This is a genomic window from Sorangium sp. So ce124 (assembly GCF_051525235.1).
GTDB classification, from domain to species: Bacteria; Myxococcota_A; Polyangia; order Polyangiales; family Polyangiaceae; genus Sorangium; species Sorangium atrum.
Genome location: NZ_CP150312.1, coordinates 12,599,599 through 12,622,991 on the forward strand (window position 1 = coordinate 12,599,599; position 23,393 = coordinate 12,622,991).

A 23,393-nucleotide genomic window follows, 5' to 3' on the forward strand; every position below is an offset into this window, starting at 1 on the left:
GTTCCTTCGGAGGAGACGTGACCCGGAGCTGCACGCCGTCATGATTCCGCGTCGTCGTTGGAGTAGGACCCGAACTCGTTTGACACCGGCGTGCGGCCCAGCTTCTGGAGCTCGCGCTTCGTGGCGCGGACCACGTGCCGCATGGTGACGATCCCGCCGTCGCTCGCGGCGAGGAAGGCCGCGGCGACCGCGATGTTCTTGATGTTGCCGCCCGAGAACTTGAACTGACGCGCCATGAACGCCAGATCGAGCTCCGCGTCGCGCGGGGTATCGATGGGCCAGACCTGTCGCCAGATGCGGAGGCGCTCCTCCTCTTCCGGGAGCGGGAACGTGATCATGAACGCCATGCGGCGCGCGAATGCGTCGTCCAGGTTCCTCCGCAGGTTCGTCGCGAGGATCGTGATCCCTTCGTACTCCTCCATCCGCTGGAGCAGGTAGCTCGTCTCGATGTTGGCATACCGATCGTGCGCGTCCTTGACCTCGGAGCGCTTCCCGAAGAGCGCGTCCGCCTCGTCGAAGAAGAGGATGGCGTTGCTCGTCTCGGCGGCCGCGAAGATCTGCGACAGGTTCTTCTCGGTCTCGCCGATGTACTTGCTCACCACCGAGGAGAGATCGATGCGATAGAGATCGAGCCGCAGCGCGCCCGCGATGATCTCCGCGGCCATCGTCTTGCCCGTGCCGGAGGGGCCCGCGAACAGGACGTTCAGCCCGCGACCGAGCGAGAGCTTGCCCGCGAAGCCCCACTCGTCGAGCACGCGGCCTCGGTGGGTCACGCGATCGCAGATCTCGCGGAGCTGCCGTACCGCGTCCTCCGCGAGCACGAGATCATCCCAGCGATAACGCGGGCGGATCCTCCGCGCGAGCTGGTCGACGGCGTGGCTCGAGCGGCCGCGGCACGCGTCGTAGACGTCGTCCACCGCGGGCGCGTCCTCGTCCCCTCGGAGGCGCGCGCGGCGCCTCGCGCCCGCGGCTGCGCCCCGGATCTGCGCGGCGCTGAAGCGAAACTTGGCCGCGACTGCGTCGATCTCGGCGCCGAAGCCGGGCAGCGCCTCTCGCCACAGCGCCGCGCGCTCCACGCCGTTCGGCGTGGGCACGTCGATCTCGACGAAGTCGACGCGCTCCGACGGCTCCGGCTCCCACGGCGCGTCGCGGGACACGAAGACCGCGAGCCCCCCTGGCAGCTGCGGCAGCTCGCGGGCGAGCGCCTCGAGGATGCGCGGCATCCTGGCCCCAGCGTCGCCGAGGAAGAGCGCCGCGCCGCGCAGGACGGCCTCGCGCAGGAGCAGCGACAGCGGCCCCGCCGGAGGGTCGGGGAGCGCCGCGAGGTGCTCGCCGTCGACGGCGAGCACCTCGCGGCCGACGCGCGCGCACGCGGCGCTCGCGACGTCGAGGCCGTCACCGTGGCATGGCTCGCGGAGGTGCACGAGGAGCGACCGCGCGACGCCGCCGCAGCGCGCGAGCTCACGCGCGAGCTCGTCGACGCGCGCGGCCGCGAACGCGGGCTCGTGCCGGGGAGCGCGCCGGACGCGACGGACAAAGGGCGCGAGCGACGGGTCGACCTCGTCGGAGTCGAAGAGGTGGCGCACGATGCGCTCGTCGAGCTTGAGCGTGGAGGCCAACCATGGCGCGTGCAGGCGCCCGTCGTCCCCGAGCAGCCGCACGATCGCGTGGCGGACGAGCGGCGCGTCGGAGAAGAAGCGCGAGGTGGCGTCGAGCTTCTCTTCCAGCGAGCTCGAAAGCAGGTTCAACGCCAGATCGACGCTCAGGCGGCGACGCGTCGAATCGCCCTGGAGGAGCGCGAAGACCTCCTCGTAGCGAAGATCGACCTCCGAGGCGAGGCACAAGAGGACGATGTCGGCGTCGAGCGGCGTCAGGCCGAAGCGCCTGCAAAGCTCGACGAAGCGGAGAGGGACCCCGGATCGAAGCGATTCCTCGCGTCGCTCGCGGAGCTCCGCGCAGATCGCGTCCCAGCCGCTGGACCACTTCTCGGTCGGCTCCGCGCGGGACGAGCTCCACGACGGCAGCCCGCCGGGACCGGAGAGGAGGTCATCGAGCGCGCCCCCGGTGGTCTGGAGCAGCTCCGCGGAGCCGGTCGCCTGGCGCGCGCGCCAGACGCACAGACGGATGATGGCGTCGATCCGATCGATCTCAGCGAGCAGGTGCTCGCGCGAAGAGGAATAAGCGATCATCGAAGCGCTCGAGAGGATCCGTGCCTCAGAAGGTGAAGTTCAGGGCTGCGCCGAAGCGGAACCAGCGCATCGCCGCCGGGTCGTCCCGAATCTCGTGGCCGAGCGCGCCCTCGACCTGAAGGTCGATGTTGGGCATGCTCGGGAGCATGCCCGAGGTGAGGCCAATGGAGAGCCCGCCTTCGGCATACGGGGACGTTCGCGCCGGCACGGGCGCTCGCGGATCGGTCGTCTCGTCGCGGAACTGATGGTAGACACCGCCGGTCCCGAAGAGGCCGAAGGTGGCGGCGAAGTTCGCCGGCGATGTGCGCCACTCGAGCGCTGCCGTCGCGCCGAGCAGGAGCGCTTCCCGATAGAGCGGGGCCAGGGTCGAGAGATAAATGCCCTGCGCGCCGAGGCGCAGCTCGAGCTGGCGTTGGCGCGTAAGGGGAAGCCCGACGGTGAAGGCGCCACCGAGCGCAATCGCGCTGCCCCCGGGAAAAAGCATACCGCCGGCGAGGAAGTCGAGCCGGTAGTCCGGCGACCGCCGCGTGATCCCGTTGAGCGCGACGGAGCACCCGGGGAACGCGGCCTCCAGAAAGAGCTGGGCAAAACGGAAGTGCCGCTCGTTGTACTGCGCGAAGCGACCGTAACTATGGCGGTCGCCCAGCTGCGTCAGGTCGGTCCGCACGCGCTCGTCGCGCGCCCACTGAGGGACGCGCTGCCGCACCGCGGGATCGTCCTCGCGGTACTCGTCCCCCATCCCGAGGAGCTGGTGGCCCGACTCGTGGACGACGAATCCGGTGTTCATGTCCCGCGCGCAGATCGTGCCGGCGTCGCCGCGCCCGCCGCGATTGACGACGTTCACGGTCCTGTTCGGGCTCGAGGCATCGAGCGTCGCCGCGGGGACGATCTCGATGTCTCGGTTGGCGCAGTTGTTCTCGCACCCCGTGATCCGCGCGGTGAACTGGTCGCGCAGTCCCGCGTTGACCGCGGCGACGTACTCGCGCCCGATCTCCTGGACCCGCGCGGCGGAGAGCGGGGTCACCGCGGTCGTGCTGGCCGGCTCCTCGCAGATGCCCGGGGTCCCCGATGTCGCCTGCTGGACGAAGTTGAACTTGTACGGGAGCCTCATCTGGCAAGTCTGCGCGTCGAATTGCACGGCGACCTCGCCCTGGCTGATGCTCTGCTGCGGAGCGCTCCCCACCGCGGGCGCGAACTCTTCCCGATGGACAGTGCCCGAGATGGTGTTCCCGGACCGGGTGGGCGCGCTCTGGACGGTCTCCACGAAGTCCGTGGTGCCGCCGCCCGAGCGATCCTGGAACCTCCTCTGTCGGAACGGGGCCGCCTGGCGGGTGATGACGCCGCGGCCCGCGCCGCCTTGTCGCTGGACGACGTGCGCGAGCTCGTGCGCGAGGAGCCTCGCTCCTTCGTGTGTGGCCGGCGCGAACTCGCCGCGCGCAAAGGCGATGTCGTCGCCGAGCGAGAAGGCGCGCGCGTGGATCGCGTCCGCCGCGTCGGCCGCGCGCGCGTGGTCGTGGATGCGCACGCGCGAGAAATCGCGCTGGAAGCGCGGCTCGAAGAAGCTCCGGACGCCGGGCGACATCGGCGCTCCGCCCTCCGCGACCGCCGCCGCTGCCGCGCCGGCGCCCGCGGCCGCCGGCCCGCGCGCGTCCGGCTTGGTCAGGACGACCCCGTCCTGCTCCTCCTCGTGCGCGGCGCATGCGCCGCACTTGCGGCGGATGACGGGCGCTGGCTCCGCCGCGGCGCTCTCGCCGCGCGCGGGCGGCGCGGCCGGATCCCGGGCAGGCGCCGGCATCCGCATGACCGCGTCCGCGAGCCGATCCGCCTCGTGCTCGAGCGGGTCGTCCACGGAGCCCACCCTCAGCTTCGGCTCTACCGCGCGCGTGGCGCCTTCGCTGGCGGGAGACGGCGGAGCCGAGAAGCGCCGCGCGAGCGTGACGCCCCCGGGCGCACGCGGAGAGGGCGTGTCGCCGCGCGGCGCCGCCGAGGAGGAGTGCTGTCGAGAGCATTCGCCGCATACGGGGGCCGCGGAGATGGCCCCGGGCTCCATCCCTGCCGCGCTCACGCCTCGGGTCGCTCCCGGAGACGGCGCCCGCCAGAGGGGGGGCTGCGCGCGCACCGCGCGATTCGCGATCGCGGGCTGCATTCCTCGAGCCAGCTCTCGGACATCGAACATGAAGATACGGTAACAGCCTATCAGACCGATGTCGACGCGCGATATGCGCTAGTCTTTCTCCGGTTCCGGTTCCGGTTCCGGGCCGGCGATGGGCTGGTCGCAGATCGCGCGCTCGGTATCGGTGACGCAGCCGAGGTCGAGGACCTCGGCGCGGCTCGCGGTCGCGCTCTGACAAAGGCGGTGCATGCCGCTCGGACCGCATTCGTCGCGGAGATCGACGAGGGTCGAGCAGTCCCGCGCCACGATCCGCTCGTGGCTCGGGCCCCTCTGCGCGCCGTGCGCGTCGGACCCGCTCGCGAGCCGATATTCGAGCCATGCAATGCGGTACGAGTCCCCCGCGCCTCGTCCGATCACCGCGAAGCGCCGCCCGGATCCATCGGTGAAGTTGCCCGTCCAGACAGCGACGAACGGGCTCCGCGCCCTCGATGCGTCGAGGATGCGTGCGCGGGTCTGCTCGGCGCAGGCATGGCCGCAGACGCCGCGGCGCGCGTCGTCGCGGAGCTCCTGCGCTGCGCCGCGCGCCTCAGGCTCCGATCCGGAGAGCATCTCCGGGATCACGCGCTCGAGCGTGCACGGCTCCGGCGGCCGCGCCCCAGGCGGCGTGCGTTCGCGCGCTTGTCCGCACGCGAACGACAGCGCGCTGCCCGCGATAACGAGCGTCCACGCGCAGTGCGTCCCCCACGCCGCCCTCCCCATCGACGCGCGTTGTACCATCACGGTGGAACACACACCAGCGGCGCTGCGCGCATCGAGGATACGCGGCTCCAGGCGCCGGCGCGCAAACGCCCGATCCATCAAGGAAAGGCGCGCGCGTGCTCGTCGACGCCTTGCCTGTACGGATCTCCTACGGATGTGGCTATGGCGCGATCCCGCGCCGGGAGCCGGCCTTTGTCCTCGCGAGGGCCGACGCGGTGATCTATGCTGCATCCGCGTGCGCGAGACGATAACAGCGGCCAATGCGGCGCGCTCCGACGCGCGGGATACGCAGGTCAGGAGCGCGCGTGTAGGCGCCGAGACGCCCGAAGCGTCGCCACAGGCCCACGCCGTCGTCTCGCCGGTGCACATGCGCGGCTTTCGAAGTCGCCTGGAGTCCCGTGTCCGCGCCGCCGCAGATGCCGAGCTGCGCGACGTGGGGCGAACCGCGGAGGGGTGTCCATTCATCGAGGCGTGGCTCGCGTATTACGTGAACGCGTCCGACGAGCATCTCGAGCGCGCCATTCGCGTCTACGCGCGACCCCGCGAGCCCACGTTGGACGGGTATCTCTCCGCCGTCGATGAGCGAATCCGCCTCTCCGTGCGCAGGTGGCGCGCGAGCGGGGCGCTCGATACGCCGCCCGGCCCGGGCCCGGCCGTCCCGCGCGATCTCGCGACGCTCGGACCGGGGCGGCCGGTCGCGTCGGCGCTCCAGGGCGACGTGGAGCGCGATCTCGGCTTGCCGCTCGCCGATATCCGCGTGCACGAAGGTCCAGCGGCCGCCGCGGTCGCCGCCCGGCACGGCGCGCATGCGCTGTCCTTCGGGTCGGACATCGTGCTCGGGTCGCCGCGGGCGATCCCGCGCGACCTCCTCCTCCTGCATGAGCTCGCTCACGCCGCGCAGCAGCGGCCGTCGCCCCGGGGCGCTTCGGCGGGGGCCGCGGCGCTCGAGCGCGACGCGGATCGCACGGCGATGGGCCTCTTTGGCCGACGCGCGCTGAGCACGGGCGACGCGAGCCTTGCGGAGCTCCACGCGCACGCCGAGCAGCACGGCGTCGCGGCCGCCGCGCTGGACGACGCGCGCGCTAGCCCGCGCCCGCGCCTCGTGAGCCCGCTCGGATTGCACCGCTGCGGGGGCGACGCCGACGAGGAGGCGAGCCAGGCGACCGCCACCAGCGCTCCGCCCGCGCGCGTCCCCGACGCCGCGGCGAGCCAGGGGACCGTCGGGTCGAGCCAGGGGACCGTCGGGTCGAGCCAGGGGACCGCCGCAACGGGGACAGCGCAGCCGGCGGTCTCGCTGCCGGGGTCCAGCGCGGCGCCCACGCCCCCCCAGGGGCTCACCGCGCTCCAGTCGGAGCTCGATCTCGTCGCGGAGCGCCTCGATCGCCTCGCGAGCGAGCGCTCGTCCGACGCCGCGCTCGCGACGGCGATCACGGGAGCGCGAACCGAGGTCGCGCGCACGCGCACGCAGCTCGTCGGCGGCACGGTCGACGCCGAGCGCGTCCGCACCGCCCTCGAGATCCTCGAGCGCCTCGAGGCCATCTTCCCCTTGCTCGACGAGCAGGAGCGCGCGCTCGCGGGCCGCTCGGAGCACCTCGGCGCCGTGTCCGCGGTGCGGGCCAGCTACATGCAGGCGCTCGGCCACCTCTTCGCAGCCGACGCGCGCGCCACCTTCAACGCCGCGGAAGCCGCGGCGCAGCGCCTGCCGCGCGCGCTCGTGAACGTGGATCTCGACGCGATCGAGCGGCACGCGGCGCGCAACCGGGAACACCTGCTCCCGTCGCAGCGGCTCGGCGATTGGGTGCAGGAGATGCGCACGCGCCTCGACGCGCTGGAGGCGCGCAGGACGGCGTCGACGTCCGCGTCCACCCTCGCGAGCGAAGCCGAGCTCGTGCAGCTCGGACTCGAGGGCATGGAGCAGTACGACCGCTATCTCCGCGCGTTCGAGTTCATGCTCCGGAACCGCCCGGGGGTGCTGGACACACCGACCGTCAGCGCGATGAACCGCATCCGTGATCGTATGGAGGCGATCCGGCTCGCGTTCTACGCCGGGAACGTCGCTGACCTGCGCGCCCGCGTGACGAGCGTCCGGGAGGACCAGCACCTCGACACGTTCTACCGCGCGCTCCCGGGGATGATGGGCACGACGCAGCTCATCGCGCGGATCGGGGTCGCGTACATCGCGGCGCTCGCGACCGGCGGCGTCGGAGGCATCTTCGCCGGCGGAGCGCGGGCCGCGGCGACGGGGATCACGGTCCGCGGCGCGCTCAGCTTTGCCGGCACCGTCGCGCTGGAGACGCTCGTGTTCACGGGGGTGAACACGACGCTCAACACCTTCCTCTTCGGAGACCGACCCACGTTCGGCAGCGTGCTCCGCGATCTGGCGTGGAACGCAGGCTTGTTCACCGTTCTCCGCGCGACCGGCGCCGCGACGACGCGCGGCCTGCGCGCCGCGGAGCTCGAGGTGCTCTCCGGACCGGTTCACCTCGTCACGCCGTTCCCGATCCTCCAGGGGTACGGGATCCTCCGCTTCCGCGCGGAGCGCGGCCGGTGGCCGTCGCGCGCCGAGCTTGGCCAGATGACGGCGGAGAACGTGCTCACGATGGTGGCGCTCTCCGTCGGCCTGCGCGTCGTGCAGCGCTGGACGGCCTCTCGGCCCGACTCCGCGCTCCGCCGCTTCCGTGACGCGTACGGGCTCCGTTTCTCCGGGCTCGAGGCGGTGCGCGCGCGCCTGCAGTCCGAGATCGCGGCGCTCGAGCAGCGCGGGGCGCCGGACGCCGAGATCGAGGCGGCGCGCGGCCGCCTGGAGGCGCTCGAGCGCGAGTTCCAGGCGCTCATGCGCGAGGTGCAGGCCGATCGGCGCTTCAACCTCGACGACCTGCGGAACGAGCTCGACACGATCCGCGACATGGCCGACGCGACGGGCTCCGAGCTGCTCGCGAGCGCGCTCGGGATCCCGGAGGCGGTCGCGCTCGAGCGCGCGGGGTCGCGCAGCCACACGTACGCGTCAGGGACGACGGGGTTGCTCTACGATGCGCTGAGGGCCGCCGGCGCGATCGTCACGAGGACGCAAGATCCGGCGACGGGCTTGCGTACGGTGGAGGCAACCTTCGGGAGCGAGCGCCCCATCCTCTTCCGGGAGCGCCCGGCCGGCGAGATCCGCATCGACCCGACGGGCGCCGACGTCCAGCTGCTGTTCACCGAGCTCTCGGTCACTCGCGCGGAAGCGCAGCGGATGCTGCTCCGCATGATGACCGAGCACCTGGCGCGCGAACCGACGCGGGACTTCGCGTGGGCGCTCACGCAGGTGCGGCGCCAAGTGCGAGACCTCCTCGCGCGCCCAGGGGCGCGGGCGTCGGCCCAGGAGCTCCTCCTCGACCTGAGCAGGACGGGGCGCCTGCGCGCGGCCGCCGACCCCGCGCTCGTCACCGAAACGACGCAGCTCGAGACCGCCGGCATCCTCACTTCGCCCGAGTGGCTCGACGCCAGGAGCGCGCCGCAGTTCGAGGGGGTCGTGACCGAATGGCTGGCGCGCGTCCGCGTGACGGTGCCACCAGGAGGCCGGATCTTGCGCCGGATCCGGTTCGTCGGGGACGCGTTCACCGACGCCGCGGGCACGACGCCGTTCGCCCGGAGGAACGGGCGCCCGCTCGTGAACACCGACATCACCGAGCTCGACTACGCCGCTGTCATTTCCCGTGGCACCTCGATCGAAGTGCACACCGTGGCCAACGTGAAGGCGGGCCGTAACCAGGCTGCCGACGCAGCGGCTCAGAATCGAAGCGCCCTCGCCGTCATTCGCGGCCCGACCGCGGCCGGGCTGCCGCAGGTCACCATCGACGGTCGACCTGCATTCGCTCGGATAACCCGCGTCACCGCGCTGGACGGCGCGACCGAGGTGGATCTCACGGGACAGCTGACCGAGGCGCCCGGCGGCGCGGCGGCGGAGCAGACGATCGGGCCCCAGGGGGGGAGGGGCTACACGGCCGCGGTGCCATTCGGACGAACCCAGATACGCGATCTGGCGCAGCTCCTCGTCGAGCGTCAGCTCATCACCTCGGGACGGTACTAGCCATGGCGATCGAGCTCTCTCTTTTCCTCCTGCCGCCGGGCGGGGCGGCGCCGCCCCGCCTGCCGGAAGAAGACGGCATTCCCAGGGTGGTCGACGGGGGCGGCGCTCGCGTCCACGACGCGCTCGACCTCTCCGACGCGCTCGGCCGCTTGCACCCGGTCGCGCGCGCGCTCATCGAGCGGAACGACGCTGCGGAGCCCGAGGAGCGACGCTTCGCCGCGTCGGAGCTCTCGCCGCTCTGCGCCTTGGTCGGCGACGTCGGCGCTCGCCTGCGCGCGTGCGTGGACGACGCCGATCGCCCCCTCCGCCCTGCCGCCGAGCCGCTCCTCGACGCCGGCGTCTGCGTCGAGAGCGCGGGTCGCCTGGTCCTCGTGCGGAGCGGCCACGGCCTGCTCCGCGTGATCGACGATCTGGATGACGTCCGCCGGGCGCTCTCCTGGGCCGAGGCGCACGGATGGGCCGTCGCGTGCGACTTCGACCTCCCGTGACGCTCACGCTGCTGCCGTGTCATCCGTGCCCTTCCTGAACGCGAGCTTCGATCGACTTCCGCGCGTCGTCTTCGGCCGCCATGCGCGCGAGGTGCCCGCGTTCCGGAGCCTGGGAATCGCCGGCTATTACCTCGCGCTCGTCGTCATGGTCGGCGTCTCGGTGCTTCGCGCCGGCTCGCTCCTCGTCGCGCTCGCGGTCTCGGCGGCGTGCGCGCTTTCGTTCTTCGGATGGGCGCTGATCCGTCGCGCGGTCACGGGACGCGAGACGCTCGTGCTCCTCGAGCACGTCTGGATCGCCGAAGCGTGCGCGGCGGCGACGCTCCACGCGATGGGCGCGCCCGTCTTGCCTTACCTCGACGCGGTCAGCCTCGGCCTCGCCTTCTTCCTCGCGTCAGGGCGGCTCGGCTGCCTGGTCGTCGGCTGTTGCCACGGCCGCCCGAGCTCCGTCGGCATCGTCTACGACGCATCGATCGCCGAAGGCGGCCTGCCGGAGCACCTCGTCGGTGTGCGCCTCTTCCCTGTGCAGCTCCTCGAGGCGACCGGCCTCGTCGCGATCGGGCTCGTCGGGCTCGTCGGGCTCCCCTTCGCCGCCGAAGGGCGGGTGTTCGCTTGGTTTCTCGCATCGTACGCCGTCTTTCGGTTCGGCCTCGAGGGGCTGCGCGGCGACGAGCGCCCGACGTTCCTCACATTCTCGGCGAGCCGCTGGATGGCGATTGCAGAGCTCGCGTTCGCCGTCGTGCTCGTCGACGGCGCCGCCGGCGCCCGCGATGCTCGCATGCTCGCCGCGGCCGCGTGCCTTGTCGCGCTGCTCGCCCTCGTGCTCGCGTACCGGATCGCCGCCGACCCGACGCGGGTGCTCCTCGCGCCGGCGCACGTCGCCGAGGTGCGCGACTTCGCGGCGTCGGCGGAGGGCTCGGACGCGCCGCGCCTTCATCGTACGTCGGCGGGGGTGTCGGTCGTCGTCTCGACGCCGCGCGACGCGCCGAGCGATCGGCTCGTGTCGCTCCATGTCCCGAGAGGGCGGCGCGATCTCCAGGCGGTGTGCGCGCTCGCGGCGCGCGCCTTCCCGGGGCTCTCGCCCGACCATACGCGCTGGATCGAGGGCGGGCTGCTCGTGACCAGGGTGACGTCGCGGCTCTTGGCGGACGACAGGCCGCGTGAGCGGGCGCTCTACTTCCGCGTCGCCCGCGACGCGCAGCGCGCCCCTGAGGATGCCCTCGCCGAAGCCGCGCCGCCCGCTGAAGCCGATCGCCCTCGGGCGACGCCGGAGCCGGGGCGTCAGGGGCCGTCGTCGCGCTCGGAGGTCGATTTCCGGCGAGGGCGCTTCTCGAGCGCGTCGCGCGGTTTCGACGCCGAAGCTGAAGGTGACGCGCAGCGGTGATCGGGCGCGTCGTCTGGCCGGCCTCTCCTTGGCCGCCCGAGCGCGGGTCAACGAGCTCTGCGCGCTCTTGCTTGCCGTTCTGATGAGGGCTGTTCGGCAGCATGAGATAGTGCACGATGCAGAGCCGCTCGGGCCCCTCCCGCATCTCGGCGGCCTTCATGGCACCTCCACGATCGCTGTAGGCGTCGCGCGGCAGCCCCCGCTCCTGGATCCCGTGGCGGAAGCCGTGCACGAGGTTCTCGACGCCCTCGCAGTCGAGGTACCACTGCGCGTGGCAGAACACCTGCGAGCAGCCGCCGAGCAGGCCGAAGAGATAGGGTGTCTTCAGCGCGCGCGTGCAGGCGCGCCGCGGATCGGATACCCTGAAGGAATGAAGTCCCTCGCGGGGTGTGCCCGCCCGGCCCTCGTGACGGCCCTGGTGCTGGTGGGGTGCGCGTCCTGCCACGGCAGCCAGCCTGCGCCGCCCGCGGCGTCCTCCGTCCAGGCCAGCATCCCCGCCCGGGTCGGCATCCCCGAAGACGCCCAGCCACCCGTCCAGCTCATCGTCCCCGATCTCGCCGAGTTCGAGCGCCCCAACGCGGTGCTCCTCCCGGGCCGCGTCTTTCCTCTGGGTTGGTCGCGCAGCGGCCTGTTCGCCTATGTCTACGAGCCACCCGACGAAGCCTGTGGATGTTACTTCTTCCACCTGATCGTCCAGGATCTGGCCACCCATCGGATCACGTGGGAGCACCGCTACGAATCCGGAGAGATCCGCGAGGGGGATCCCGATCAGCTCACGAGCTTGCAGGCTGTGTGGCGGGCCCGCGGCGGCATGCTCTCCGCCCGCCTGCACGAGCTCGGTATCGTCCGGAGCAACGAGCCCGCGCTGCGGCCGTTCTCGACCTCTGACGGCGGTGGGCCGCGCGTCCAGATCCACACCACCACGGTCGGCGATGACTCCCCTGTCGGGTTTGCCCACATCACGAGCTATCGAGTCGATATCACGACCCCACGAGGCACCACGACGATTCACCGCAGCGGGTCGCCGGAGACGCCGGACGAGACCGGGACGCCGAGCATCGGCCCCTTGGAGGTGACCGCTCCCGGCTACCTTCGGAGCCCCCATGACACCCGTGTGGCGGTGTTGATCCAGGAGACGTGGCGCGGCTGGGAAGGCCGCCCATACGTCGCGAAGCTCCTGTTCGCGGGCGCCGACCTCAACGGCGCCGCACACTGACAGCGCCTGCACCGGCGCTGTGAGCTTCGCGCCCGCTCACGTCACCCAAGCGGAGAGCTTCTTGGCCAGCTCGGCCGGCTTGCTCGAGCCCGACGCCCCCAGGAACTTCACCAGGTCGACGAGCTGCGTGTGCCGGGCCCAGAACTTCTTGTAGAAGGCCGTCCGCAGCGCCTCCCGCGCGGTGGCGACGCCCCCCTTGCCGCCCGATTTCTCTGTCGCGAGCGCCGTGTTCTCGGTCGCTGTCGCGTCCACCGCCAGCGCCACCACCGTGGTCTCCTCGTCGGCCACGATCTTGGCGAGCGTGACGTCCGCGGCCAGCTTGGCGTCCCCGCTCACCAGCTTCCTGAGGCTGATCACGAGGCCCGGATAAGCGATGCGCGCGGCCAGGTACTCCTTGATGTTCTCGCCCTCGCCGATGGTCTTCCACGACACCGTCTCGTGCGGGAGCAGATCCTTCTCTGCCAGCCCGAAGTCTGCCATGAGCTTCGAGGCGAGCACGAACGACGAGCGCTTCTGGGCCGCGTTGATGTCGCCGTAGAGGTACCACTTCTTCACCTTGGTATCCGGGTCCCTGTTGTCGCGCGCCACCTGGTAGAGCTCCGCGTCCTTCATGGCGATCAGCCGCGCCTTCAGGTTCGGCGACAGCTCCATCGCCTTGATGGCGGCGCGGTTCGCGGTGATCGTGGCGGTGTCCTTGGAGCTCGACGGCAGATCGAGGGCGTCCTCGACGCCGCTGTGCTCGATGCCGATGGCGTGAGAGTTACTGGACGTGTCGTATCCCGGCTTGGTCTTGCCGACGTGTGACACCTTCTTGTCGACCGGCACGGTCAGGGTGATCTTCCCGTTCTCGTCGATCAGGTAGTGCGCGCCGATGGTCTGCTTCGCCGCGATCCGGCTGCTGTAGCCGGCCAGCGTGCTGCTGCCCGAACTGCTGCCGGTCTGGTGCAGGATCACGCTGTTCACATCCTTCTTGGGCAATGAGCCCGACGCGAGCTTTCCGTAGTCCTCCGTGCGATCGTCGACGGGCACGTCCTTGTAGTCGCCCATCGTCATCGAGGTCCAGGCGCGCATGATCCAGCCCTTGCCCGTCCCCGCCGCGACCGCCGGCTTGCCCGCCTTGAACACCGGCCCTTCGACCTCGATCCAGTCCGCCGAGCTCGCCTTGAGCGTCACGGTGTCACCCGTCTGGAAGAACAGCCTGACGCCGCCCGACACCTGATAGGTCGCCTTGTCCGACTTGCGCAGGAAGCTGTCCTCGCGCATCACCCCGCTCGCATAGTCCTTGCCCGGGTCGTGGCCGGAATCGGTCGAGGTGCTCGCAGGGGCCGGCGTCGCAGCAGGCTTGGTCGGGGCCGGCGTCGCGGGCGGACTGGCCGGTGTCGCCGGCGGCTTGGCCGGCGTCGCCGCCGGTGTCGCGGGCGGCTTGGCCGGCGCCGGCGTGCCGCCCGCCATGGGGATCGTGAGCGTCTGCCCGATCGCGACGTCGGTCCCGGTCATTCCATTGGCCTTCTGGATATCGGCCACCGATACCCCGTGCGCCTTGGCGATCGAGTAGAGCGTGTCTTTCGCCTTCACCGTGTAGCTCACCGAGCTGGGGCCGCCCGCGACCGGGATGGTCAGCACCTGCCCCGGGGCGATGGTGTTGCTGGTCAGCTTGTTGGCTGCCTTGATGTCGTCTACCGTGGCGCCGTAGATGCGCCCGATGCTGTAGAGCGTCTCGTCCGACGCCACCGTGTGCGAACACGGCTTGCCGTCGGGCACGACCAGCGTCTTCCCGACCGACAAGGTGTCCGTGGCCTTCAGGCCATTGGCGTCGAGCAGCGCCTCCTCCGTGACACCGTACTTCGACGCGATCCCGTAGATCGTCTCCTTGGCTGCCACCGTGTGACACGAGCGCTGGATGAGCCTGTGGATTGAGCCAGGGCCACCGCCGCTCGGCAGGGCGCGCTGCTGGATCGTGTGCGTCAGCTCGTGCGCGAGCAGCCGGCGGCCCTCCACCGTGGAGGGCGCGTATTCGCCGGAGCCGAACACGATGTCGCTCCCGATGGTGTACGCGCGCGCCCGCACCGCCCGCGCCCCGTCCGCGGCCTCGCTGTCCGTGTGCACTCGAACCCCGCCGAGATCGCGCCCGAAGCGCGGCTCGAACCAAGCGCGGAGCGAGGCCGGCAGCGGCTGTCCGCCGCGCTCCGCCGCGCGCACCGCGGCCCCGGTGTCCAGACCGGCTCCGGCGCCCGCCGACGGCGCGCGCTTGGTCTGGATCGTCGTGCTCTCCTCGTCTTTGCACGCCGCGCACTTACGTTGGATCGAGACAGGTGCCGAGTCGCTGGGCCCCGGCTCCGCCGTCCGCATCACGTTGTCGGCCACCTCGTCCGCCTCGCGCTCGTACGGATCTCCCGGGGAGCTGACGGTCGCCTTCCGCTGGATCGGCGGCGGCCTGACGGCGAAGCGGGCCCAATCGAACCGGGGAGCCGGTGCGACAGGTCCCGGTGTGACAGATTGAGACGCCTCGGCCTCCGCCTCTGTCTCCGAACCAGCGCGCGCGACGCGCGACCAGGGAGCGCTTGCAAGAGCGGGTAAGCGCGGCTCGAAGTCGCGCCGTCTCGCTTCGGTCAGCTCGGACGAAGTCGCCGCTCCGGCGTTGCTCGACGTGGCCAGCCGAAACCAGGGCGGGTTCATCGGCGGCGCATTGACCTGGCGCTGCGACGCAGGCTTCGCGGCAGGAGAAGGCGCCAAAGATGGACGCGGCTTCCGGTCGAACGAGAACATGGAGGAGCTCTCCTCGTCGTGGTTGTTCGGACCCTACCAGCTCTGGACGGGCATGCCCACGGCGATGTTCCTGTCGAGAGCGCTGTCCGCCGCCGGTGCAGCGGTCCGCCCGAGCGCTGCACGACAAGCCCGAGTCATGCGGGAATGCGTGGTCGCGCAAGGATCCGGTCGAAGACCAGGACGAACGAGTAACGCGGGGAGAAGGAACTCCAAGCGTATCGGAAACATCAAGCCCCAATTGCGGGACCTCCCCCCGTGTTGACCGAACATTTCTTCTATGCGATTCGACACCCCCTGAAAAAGTAACGCCATATCAACAATTTAGCCATGCATCGAAGGGACCACGCTCACGCCACAGCTTTCGGGGTCGAGCTGGTGGAACTCCAGATCCATCGGGCACCGGAACGCCGCTGTTCCGGCGCGCAGGCCGACCATCGCACACCCCGGCTCGGGTCTTCTTCAGCGTGGTGTAAGAAATATTACATGGCCGAGTGAGCTCGTTGGATCTCTCGGTTTTTGTAGGCGGATCAGTGGATCTGTACTTTCACGTTATGTCAACTGCCGTTCGTTGGCGGGAAATTCTTGACAGATCGGAATGGCTTCGCGTGGGCTATCCTCTAGAAAGCACGCTCCTCCCGACCACGACCCACCCGTCCCGCTTCGCTGAATCTTGATCATCGCAACACGTTCATTCGGAACGCCGAAGGGTGGGTGGACCGTGTTTCGTCGTTTCTTGTGATCGGTGGTGAGTATCCTCACCGCAGGGAACTTCGCGGCGCGAGAGCGGCCCGTTGTCGCGCCTATCCAAAGGCGAGTAATCTCTTTCCGAGATAGCGAACACGACATGAGCACGTATGAACTTCTCCAATGGTTGGGGCTCGGGGCGGGCGCCCTCGTCCTGGTCGCGATCGTGGCGAGCGCGATCAAGCTCTCGCGCGCGACGGACGCGGTCTGGCCGAACTGTGCGACGAGGTACGGGCTGACCTTCGATCAACAGAACGAGGGCAACGCGCTCACGTCACAGCGCCACGTCAAGTCGCTCACCGGCGCCGTGCAGAACGTGCCGCTCCGCGTCATCTCCAGCTGGAGCATGGTGGGCAACACCAGAACCACCTCCACGGCCTTCTATGCGCGCTCGTTGTATCCGGCGCCGCATCGCTTCTCGCTCCAGATCACGCGCGGCGCGGGTGGCCCGCAGTACCACCTGGTGCCGACGGGCGACCCGAACTTCGATCGCATGATTTCGCTCAGGAGCGACTCGCCCGCCCTCTCTCGTGCGCTCATGAACTCGGCGGTGAAGGCAGCGCTGCTCAAGCTGCCCATGAATCAGATCGGGCTCTCTTATGACAACGGCGAGCTCTGTCTCTCCTACGGCGGTCAGCCGCTGAAGCCCGCCGAGCTCGAAGCCCCCATTGACGCCCTGGTCGCCCTGGGTCACTCGAGGTTCGCATGATGGCCTCGCCCTCCGACCCGCGGCAGGCGTACCTCCGAGACCTCGGAGCGGCCCACGGCTTCACGCTCGAAGAGCTCGAGATGAACCGGCAAGGGCGCCTTCATCCGGCGCAGGCCAAGCGCGGCAAGAGCTCCGGCATCGGCTGCGGGGTGTTCTTGCTCCTGCTCGGGCTACTCGTCGCCGCCGGGGGCGTCGGAGGTGCGCTGTACCTCCACGACGATTACTCGAAGCCGATCTCCGACACCGACATGAACGGGCTCTACGCGCTCGGCGGGGGCGGCGTCGTGCTGGGCGGGTTGCTCGGTATCGGCGCGCTGTTGACGTTCTGGAAGGTCAGCGCGAGGCGCAAGGCGTACGCCCAGAGCCCCGCGCTGGTCGCCCAGGGGCCGCTCCAAAAGGTGCACGTCGACGGCCGCGGCGGCATGCCGAGCCAATGGCGCTACACGATCGGCGGAGTCGCCTTCGTCGTCTCGCAGAAAGCGTGGGAGCTCACGACGCACGGCGCTCACTACCGCGTTTATCACCTGGCGGGCGATCTTCTGAGCATCGAGCCGCTGTGAGAGCTCTCAACACATCCATGATGTAGCGGAAGCTGACGCAGCGGACGAGCTCCTCCGGGGTCATGTCCACGAGGAGCTTCCAGAGCGGTTTGCCCGCGATCTTCGCCCACAGATCCCAGGCGGCGTTGACGACAGCGGCCGTCGCCAGGTGGAGGGGGCCGGAGCGGCGGGCCGGCTCCTGTCCCGTGACTGTCACGTGACACTGTCACGTGACAGCGGGCCGTCGCACCGTGACATCGCGCCACCTCGCGGCCGCCGTCGCGAGAGAAGCCGGCCGAAACACATGGCCGCGCGCGCGGAACCGGCGGGCAGGAGCATTGCCATGCCTGCCTGGCGCCCGGTGCACGCCCGTCACGCGGGCCGGCGTCCAACAGGACAGCGACAGGCACGTCATACAGCACGCCCGCTGAATGCCCTCCATCGTGGACCTGCCGACTTCCATCTCGGTTCAATCTTCGGGCATCAGCGAGAGAATGATATGAAACGTGGACGATGGGTCGCCGTCGCAGCATTGATATGCAGCTGCGATGGCACGAGCGTCGCTCCGGGCGGCGCGCCGAGCGCCGGCGCGGCGCGACCGTCGAACGAGAGCATCCTCGGGTTCGAGGACGCGAGCGCGTGGACGCTCGACGGCGGCGCCGCGCAGGCGAGCGACCAGCGCGCGCACGGCGAGAAGAGCCTCGAGGTGCCCGGCAGCGGGTACCACGAGCTGGTGAGCGCGCCGCTCAGCACCCTCGCGGCGGTCCACTCCACCTTCTCCATCAGCCTGTCGCTCCCGGAGGCGCCGTCCGGCGCGGAGCCGCTGGGGCACGTCCACCTGTTCGTGGAGCTGCCCTCCCAGGGGATCGAGCGCCGGTTCATCCAGGAGGTCGCGCTCCCCCGGGGAGCGGCAGGTCGGTTCACACGCGTCGATTTCGAGCTGCCTGCCGAGCTGGTGGCGGCGCTCCAGACAGAGTACGACGACCTGCGGCTCAAGATCGCGCTCGATCTCCCGCGGGGCGCCAACGGCCCTTGCCGGCTCGACGCCATCCGCCTCGGCGCGACGGACGAGGCCCCGAGGCTCCGCGTCGCCGAGGACTACGCGAGGTCCTCGGCGAAGGGGGACATCGTGGCTCAGGGGACATTCACCCTGCGAGGCCGCGTCGAGGACAACACGCTGGCGCGATCGGTCAGCGTCAGCGTCGGCGATGCGCCGGCGCAGGCGTCGGCGCTCACGCCGGCAGGAGAGTTCTCCATCGACCTGCCGCTCCGGAACGACCCGGGTGAGTTCCTGACGCCCAACCGGGTCCACGTCGTCGCGACCGACATCGACGGCAACGAGAGCGCTTCTGACATCGTTGTCGTGTCCCTGGCGCCCATGGTGCCGGGCGAGCTCATCGTGAAGTTCAGCTCCGGCACGTCGGCGGAGGAGCGCGGGAGCGTCCTCTCCGGTGTACAGGGCGCGCGCGCGGCAGATCACGCCGGACATGGGCGTGGTCACCGTGCCGAAGGGGACGGAGAAAGAGGCGCTCTCGGCGCTCCTCGCGGGCGGCGAGCCGGTGCGGCTCGTCCTGCCCAACCTGATCGCCGTGCCGACCTACGCGCCGAACGATCCATACTATCATACCCAAAACTGGTACATCGAGGCGATGAACGTGGACGCCGCCTGGGATATCCAGCGAGGATCCCACGATGTCGTCGTCGCGGTGGTCGACAGCGGCGTGATTTACTATCAGGCGGCGTACTACGGCACGGACAATTGCAGCGGCCCGGGCCCTCATCCGCTGGTCGACAACATCTACCTCAACGCGGACGAGTGCTGCGCCGCGCCCCCGTGCAGCAGCGACTGCATGCCGCTCACGACGGGCGGGACCTGCCCGCGGTCGGACCTGAACGGCGACGGCTGCCCCGGCGCCTGCGGAGTGGACGACGACGGCGACGGCGCGGCGGATTTGCTCGATCCCGACGTAGCGCGCATCTACACGAACCACCTGGACGACGACGGCGACGGCTCGATCGCCGACGAGATCGGCCCCGGCGGCGTCGCCTGCAACGCCCTGCCCCCGGGCGCGCTGCTGGGCGCGCCCGAAGGACAGGACTGCGACGGGGCCGCGCGAGACGATGACGAGAACGGCTATCCAGACGACTGCCGCGGCTTCCAGTTCGCGCGCCCGGGACACGACCTCGGCGGCAGCCCGCTCAGGCCGAACGACCCGTCGCCCGTGGACACCGGAAACACGCACGGAGACATCGTGGCGGGGGCTCTCGGCGAGATCGGAGACGACTGCACCGGTTACACCGGCGTGATGCAGCGGGTCAAGATCATGCCCCTGGGCAACGGGCGCCTGGTGACGCGCATCGTGAACGGCACACCGACGACCGTCGCCGCCCCGACGTACGATGCCATCCTCGAGGCGTACCAGTACGCCGCGCGCAACGGCGCGCACATCGTCAACAGCTCGTTCGGCGGCAGCTTCAACAGCTGGACGGGCATCTCGTACACTCCCGAGGACGCCCTTCGAGAAATGACGGAGGCCGTCTGGGACCTCGGCGTCTCTCACCTCTTGTTCGTGACCGCCGCGGGCAACGGGGGGACCAACCTCGACACGGTCGATTCGTTTGGAAATCCGCTCCTCGCCAACTTTCCCGCTCATCTCGGGCTGCCCAACAAGATCGTGGTCGCGGCGAGCGACCAGTCCGGCAATCGCTCCGTCTGGCCGGGCGGCCAGTCGTCCGACTATGGCGCCAAGACGGTCTCGGTCGCGGCGCCTGGCACGAACACCTTCCTCGGCGCCGACGGCACGTCCCTCGCCGCCCCGATGGTCAGCGGCGTCGCCGGGCTGCTCCTGTCCCAGCACAGCGAGCTGCGCGGTGACCCCGTGCGCGTGGTGAAGATGATCGAGCAGACCGCCGCGCCGCTGCCCGCGTTCGCCGGCCTCACCCGCACCGGCGGCATCGTCGACGCGCACGCCGCGCTCACCGCGCCGCTGCCTGCGCAGCCGCTGTTCACCGACGGCACGGTGGGGCGCGTCCCGCTGGGCACGACGACCGCGACCAGCGACATCGACCTGATCGACATTGACAACGACGGTGATCTCGACGTGTTCATCGCGCCCTACTCGGCCGCTCTCATGCAGCCGCGCCTGCTCAGGAACGACGGCGGCCACCTCGTGGACGTCACGGCGCTGCAATTCCCCAGCGTGCTGGTCAAGCACACCGACGTGGATTCCGGCGATGTGGACGGTGACGGCGACATGGACATCATCGCGGCAGCTTACTCCCCCACGGGCACGACGGCGTCGAAGCAGGCCGCCCTGTACCTCAACGCCGGCGGCACCTTCACGGTGGCCACGACCGGGCGCCTGCCATCGACAACGATGTCGGATCGCGCGGTCGAGCTCTGCGACGTGGACGCCGACGGCGATCTCGACGCGTTCTTCGGGAACGTCGCGCCGGGCAGCTCGACGCTGCTCATCAACGGGGGCAACGGCGTGTTCACCGACCAGAGCAGCTTGTGGCTCGGCGCCGCGACGCAGGGCATCACGGTGGAGAAGGCGCTGTGCGTGGAGATCGCGGACGTCAACGCTTCCGCGTGCGCTGGCCGCCCTGCTGCCCTGTGTAACATCTGCTCCGATCCCAAGCGATCCGTCGCCGGGCTCGTGGCGAGCGGCGCGGTGACGCCGGCCCAGCAGGCGGATTGCCTCGCGATCCGTCACGCCATCTACCCCGATCTCATCCTGGCCGGCACCACGAGCATGTTCTTGCGCAACACCCAGGGAGGTGCGTTCGTCAACGCCAACGGTCGTCTGAGCGCCAGTGCGCCGGTGACGACGTTCGGGTCGGTCGACGTCGAGGCTGCGGACCTCGACACCGATGGGGACCTGGATCTGGTGTTCGCCCCCGCAGGCGGAAGTCAGACTGTCCTGCTCTACAACAACGGGACCGGGTACTTCGTCAACGTGACGGCGAGCCGGATCAGCATGCACGCCTACGACGCCGACGCTCGCGAGGTCGAGGTCGGCGACTTCGACATGGATGGCGACGTGGACATCGTCATGCTGCGGGGCGACATCCCCTCGATGTCATCGCGCAAGCACTCGCTGTACAGGAACGCCGGCGGCTACTTCGCCCAGATCGACGCCCCCTGGCTCACCCAGACCCTCCTCTTGACGGCGGACGGGGACGTCGGCGACATGGATGGCGACGGGGACCTGGATCTCATGCTGGGGAATTATAGCCAGGTGAATCAGCTCCTGCTCAACACGACGATGCCCTGAGCGAGAGGCTGTCAGGGAGAAGGCATCAGCGGAACGTGGCGTCCGCAAGGTCGATCCTGCTGGTTCCCGCGCCTGCCGATCGAGGTCGCGCAGCCGGGCGCGTCGGAGGCGCTTTGCCGTCGCCCGGCGAGGGGTGAAACACGTTCCAGATGGCCTCTCCTTCGCTCGCGTGGTATCCGGCTGGAGCGCGGGTCGTGCGCGATGCGAACAGCGGCGCGCTCCGGAGGTCATCGATGTTGAACACAGCGGTCGGAAGGTTCCGTCTCGTCGCCTTGGGCGAGGGAGCGTCGTTTCTCCTCCTCCTCGGGGTCGCGATGCCGCTCAAGTACTTCGCAGGCTTTCCGGCCGCGGTCCGCGTCGTCGGTATGGTGCACGGCCTCTTGTTCGTGCTCTACGTGTTCGGCGTGATCGAGGCGGTGGCCGCCGGGCGCTGGTCGGTGGGGCAGGGGCTCCGAGCGCTCCTCGCGTCGCTGATCCCCTTCGGCCCGTTCGTGCTCGACGCCCGCCTGCGGCGGGAGCAACAAGAAGAGGCAGCGGCGCTGCCCGAAGCCGCGTCCGCCGACAGCGGCGCGGCGCATCGAGGCTAGCGGGAGCATCGATGGCACTCCCCTCGACGCGAATGGACTTCCGCATCGACCTCTCGCACGTCGATCGCGGCCGGGAGGCGAGCGAGCGGGTGATCGTCGCCCGCCACCCGTCGGAGAGCGCCGAGCACGTCATGCTGCGGGTGCTCGCGTATTGCCTCTTTCACGAAGAGGGCCTCACCTTCGGCCCGGGGCTCGCCGACGCCGAGGGGGCAGACCTCTGGACGCGCGATCCCGCGGGCCGCGTCCTCACCTGGATCGAGTGCGGCGCGGCGCCGTTCGAGAAGCTCAAGAGAGTCGTGCAGCACAACGCGGGCGTGGCCGTTCACGCGCTCTTCTCGGACGCGCGCCGGCGCGACGAGCTCGTGTCCGGCGCGCGTGACGCCGCCTCGCGCGCGAGCAAGGTCACCGGCGCGATCTCGCTCTCCACCGTCGACCACCGCCTCGTCGCCGCGCTCGCGGAGAACACGGGGTTGCGGCGCCAATGGGCGGTCACGATCGTGGGCGATCACCTCTATATCGAGGCCGACGGCAGCACACTCGACGGCGAGGTCGTCCGCTCGCGGCTCGAAGAGCCGTGATCGCGTCGCGACAAGAGGGCAGGTTCTAACCTCCGGCCGTCGCGCTGCAGAGGACGCGAGCGGTCCACTCCGGGCTCAGAACCGCATTCCCCTGTCAGGGATCCAGCCGCACCGCGATCGCGTGCCGGATCGGCCCCCGCGGCGCCATCTCGCGCGCGCCGCCGTCCTCGCGCCACGCCACGCCGGTCGAGGGTCCGCCGTCCAGGTTGAGGGCCTGCTCGCATCCGCGCGCCACCAGCATGTCGGCGAGCAGCCCCAGCGTAGGCCCGCTGTGCGCCCGGTCCCCGCGCGCGACGATGGCCTCCATGCGCCGCCCCCTGTCGAGCACGCACAGCGCCGTCCGCTCCGCCCGCGGGCCGCCGTCGCTGCGCACGTTCCGGCTGCCGGAGAGCACCAGCCGGGGCAGCCCCTGGACCGCGAGGTGAGCGCCGGGCGAAAGGACGAACCCGGCGGCGTCGTGCAGGGCGGCGCGGCCGCCGGAGACCACCAGCACGCCGCCCCCGAGCGAGGGCGCGAGCGGCGCGAGCTCCCGGCCATCGACCACGACGAGCCCCTCGGGTCTCCTCTGTCGATCGAAAAAGCCACCGTTGATGACGAACGACGCGCGGGTGCGTTCGAGCACCCCCGCGACGTCGCGCGACATCTCGACGTCGACGACCTCGAAATGGGCGTTCGCGAGGCGGAACGCGATGACATGGACGCGGTAGTCCTCTCCCTCGACGGTCATCACCTCGGGCTGGACGGGGGCGCCGGCCGCCGGGCCCTCCGGGGGGGAAAGCGTAGCGGGAGCGGGCGGCGGGGGCTCCGGAGGAGCGGGCGCGCTCGGCGCGGGGCGCCGCGACGCGAGCGCAGCGGCGCCGAGGAGCGCGAGCGCCGCCATCGACAGAAGCGCCTTCGGGGAAGCGCGGAGCGTCACGAGCCTGCTCTACTCGATCCGCGAGCGCGCCCAGTACTTCGACGAAGCCATCTCTGTGCGGT

General features: G+C 70.5%; 15 protein-coding genes and 1 pseudogene. 9 read left to right on the forward strand and 7 right to left on the reverse strand.

Going from position 1 to position 23,393, the window contains the following annotated elements:
* Positions 1–38: 38 nt before the first annotated feature.
* The 3 genes from WMF19_RS47230 to WMF19_RS47240 form a co-directional block, all read right to left on the reverse strand.
* Positions 39–2,189 (reverse strand): ATP-binding protein, encoded by a 2,151-nt coding sequence (locus WMF19_RS47230; protein ID WP_437896338.1) that lies wholly within the window; start codon positions 2,187–2,189, stop codon positions 39–41.
* A gap of 25 nt (positions 2,190–2,214) precedes the next feature.
* Positions 2,215–4,038, reverse strand: coding sequence for an eCIS core domain-containing protein (locus WMF19_RS47235; RefSeq protein WP_437896339.1), 1,824 nt, complete (start codon positions 4,036–4,038; stop codon positions 2,215–2,217).
* 375 nt (positions 4,039–4,413) lie between these two features.
* Positions 4,414–5,082 carry a hypothetical protein gene (locus tag WMF19_RS47240; RefSeq protein WP_437896340.1) on the reverse strand — a complete coding sequence of 223 codons (669 nt, stop codon included), beginning with the start codon at positions 5,080–5,082 and terminating at the stop codon, positions 4,414–4,416.
* Between the two features lie 412 nt (positions 5,083–5,494).
* Between WMF19_RS47240 and WMF19_RS47245 the strand changes: the two genes are divergently transcribed.
* From WMF19_RS47245 to WMF19_RS47260, 4 genes are all read left to right on the forward strand, one after another.
* The gene (locus tag WMF19_RS47245; RefSeq protein WP_437896341.1) at positions 5,495–9,130 is read left to right on the forward strand and encodes an eCIS core domain-containing protein; all 3,636 of its coding nucleotides are present in this window, start codon (positions 5,495–5,497) and stop codon (positions 9,128–9,130) included.
* Between the two features lie 2 nt (positions 9,131–9,132).
* The gene (locus WMF19_RS47250; protein WP_437896342.1) at positions 9,133–9,618 is read left to right on the forward strand and encodes a hypothetical protein; all 486 of its coding nucleotides are present in this window, start codon (positions 9,133–9,135) and stop codon (positions 9,616–9,618) included.
* A 16-nt stretch (positions 9,619–9,634) separates the two neighbouring features.
* A complete protein-coding gene (locus WMF19_RS47255) occupies positions 9,635–10,999 on the forward strand; it encodes a prolipoprotein diacylglyceryl transferase family protein (protein ID WP_437896343.1) in 1,365 nt (454 codons plus the stop codon).
* A 370-nt stretch (positions 11,000–11,369) separates the two neighbouring features.
* Entirely contained in the window at positions 11,370–12,215 is an 846-nt protein-coding gene (locus WMF19_RS47260) for a hypothetical protein (RefSeq protein ID WP_437896344.1), read from the forward strand.
* 36 nt (positions 12,216–12,251) lie between these two features.
* Here the strand turns inward: WMF19_RS47260 and WMF19_RS47265 are convergent, their stop codons facing one another.
* Positions 12,252–14,579, reverse strand: a complete 2,328-nt coding sequence (locus WMF19_RS47265; protein WP_437896345.1) for a LysM peptidoglycan-binding domain-containing protein — start codon at positions 14,577–14,579, stop codon at positions 12,252–12,254.
* A gap of 1,246 nt (positions 14,580–15,825) precedes the next feature.
* On the opposite strand from WMF19_RS47265, the gene WMF19_RS47270 reads away from it, so the two are divergent.
* Positions 15,826–16,434 (forward strand): hypothetical protein, encoded by a 609-nt coding sequence (locus WMF19_RS47270; RefSeq protein ID WP_437896346.1) that lies wholly within the window; start codon positions 15,826–15,828, stop codon positions 16,432–16,434.
* A complete protein-coding gene (locus tag WMF19_RS47275; RefSeq protein WP_272096021.1) occupies positions 16,431–16,994 on the forward strand; it encodes a hypothetical protein in 564 nt (187 codons plus the stop codon). Before WMF19_RS47270 ends, WMF19_RS47275 begins: the two co-directional genes overlap by 4 nt.
* 7 nt (positions 16,995–17,001) lie before the next feature.
* On the opposite strand, the pseudogene WMF19_RS47280 reads toward WMF19_RS47275, so the two are convergent.
* Together WMF19_RS47280 and WMF19_RS47285 are read right to left on the reverse strand one after the other, a co-directional pair.
* Positions 17,002–17,154: pseudogene (locus tag WMF19_RS47280) on the reverse strand (fuconate dehydratase); the annotation flags it as partial.
* Positions 17,155–17,456: 302 nt separating this feature from the next.
* Complete coding sequence (locus WMF19_RS47285; RefSeq protein WP_437896347.1) at positions 17,457–17,855, reverse strand: hypothetical protein; 399 nt, start codon at positions 17,853–17,855, stop codon at positions 17,457–17,459.
* Between the two features lie 569 nt (positions 17,856–18,424).
* On the opposite strand from WMF19_RS47285, the gene WMF19_RS47290 reads away from it, so the two are divergent.
* The 3 genes from WMF19_RS47290 to WMF19_RS47300 all read left to right on the forward strand — a co-directional run bounded on the left by WMF19_RS47290 (position 18,425) and on the right by WMF19_RS47300 (position 22,415).
* Entirely contained in the window at positions 18,425–21,250 is a 2,826-nt protein-coding gene (locus WMF19_RS47290; RefSeq protein WP_437896348.1) for an FG-GAP-like repeat-containing protein, read from the forward strand.
* Positions 21,251–21,483: 233 nt separating this feature from the next.
* Positions 21,484–21,837 carry a DUF3817 domain-containing protein gene (locus WMF19_RS47295; RefSeq protein ID WP_437796727.1) on the forward strand — a complete coding sequence of 118 codons (354 nt, stop codon included), beginning with the start codon at positions 21,484–21,486 and terminating at the stop codon, positions 21,835–21,837.
* 11 nt (positions 21,838–21,848) lie between these two features.
* Positions 21,849–22,415 (forward strand): YaeQ family protein, encoded by a 567-nt coding sequence (locus WMF19_RS47300; RefSeq protein WP_437896349.1) that lies wholly within the window; start codon positions 21,849–21,851, stop codon positions 22,413–22,415.
* Positions 22,416–22,509: 94 nt separating this feature from the next.
* On the opposite strand, the gene WMF19_RS47305 is transcribed toward WMF19_RS47300, so the two are convergent.
* Positions 22,510–23,331, reverse strand: coding sequence for a phosphodiester glycosidase family protein (locus WMF19_RS47305; RefSeq protein ID WP_437896350.1), 822 nt, complete (start codon positions 23,329–23,331; stop codon positions 22,510–22,512).
* Positions 23,332–23,393: the final 62 nt, after the last annotated feature.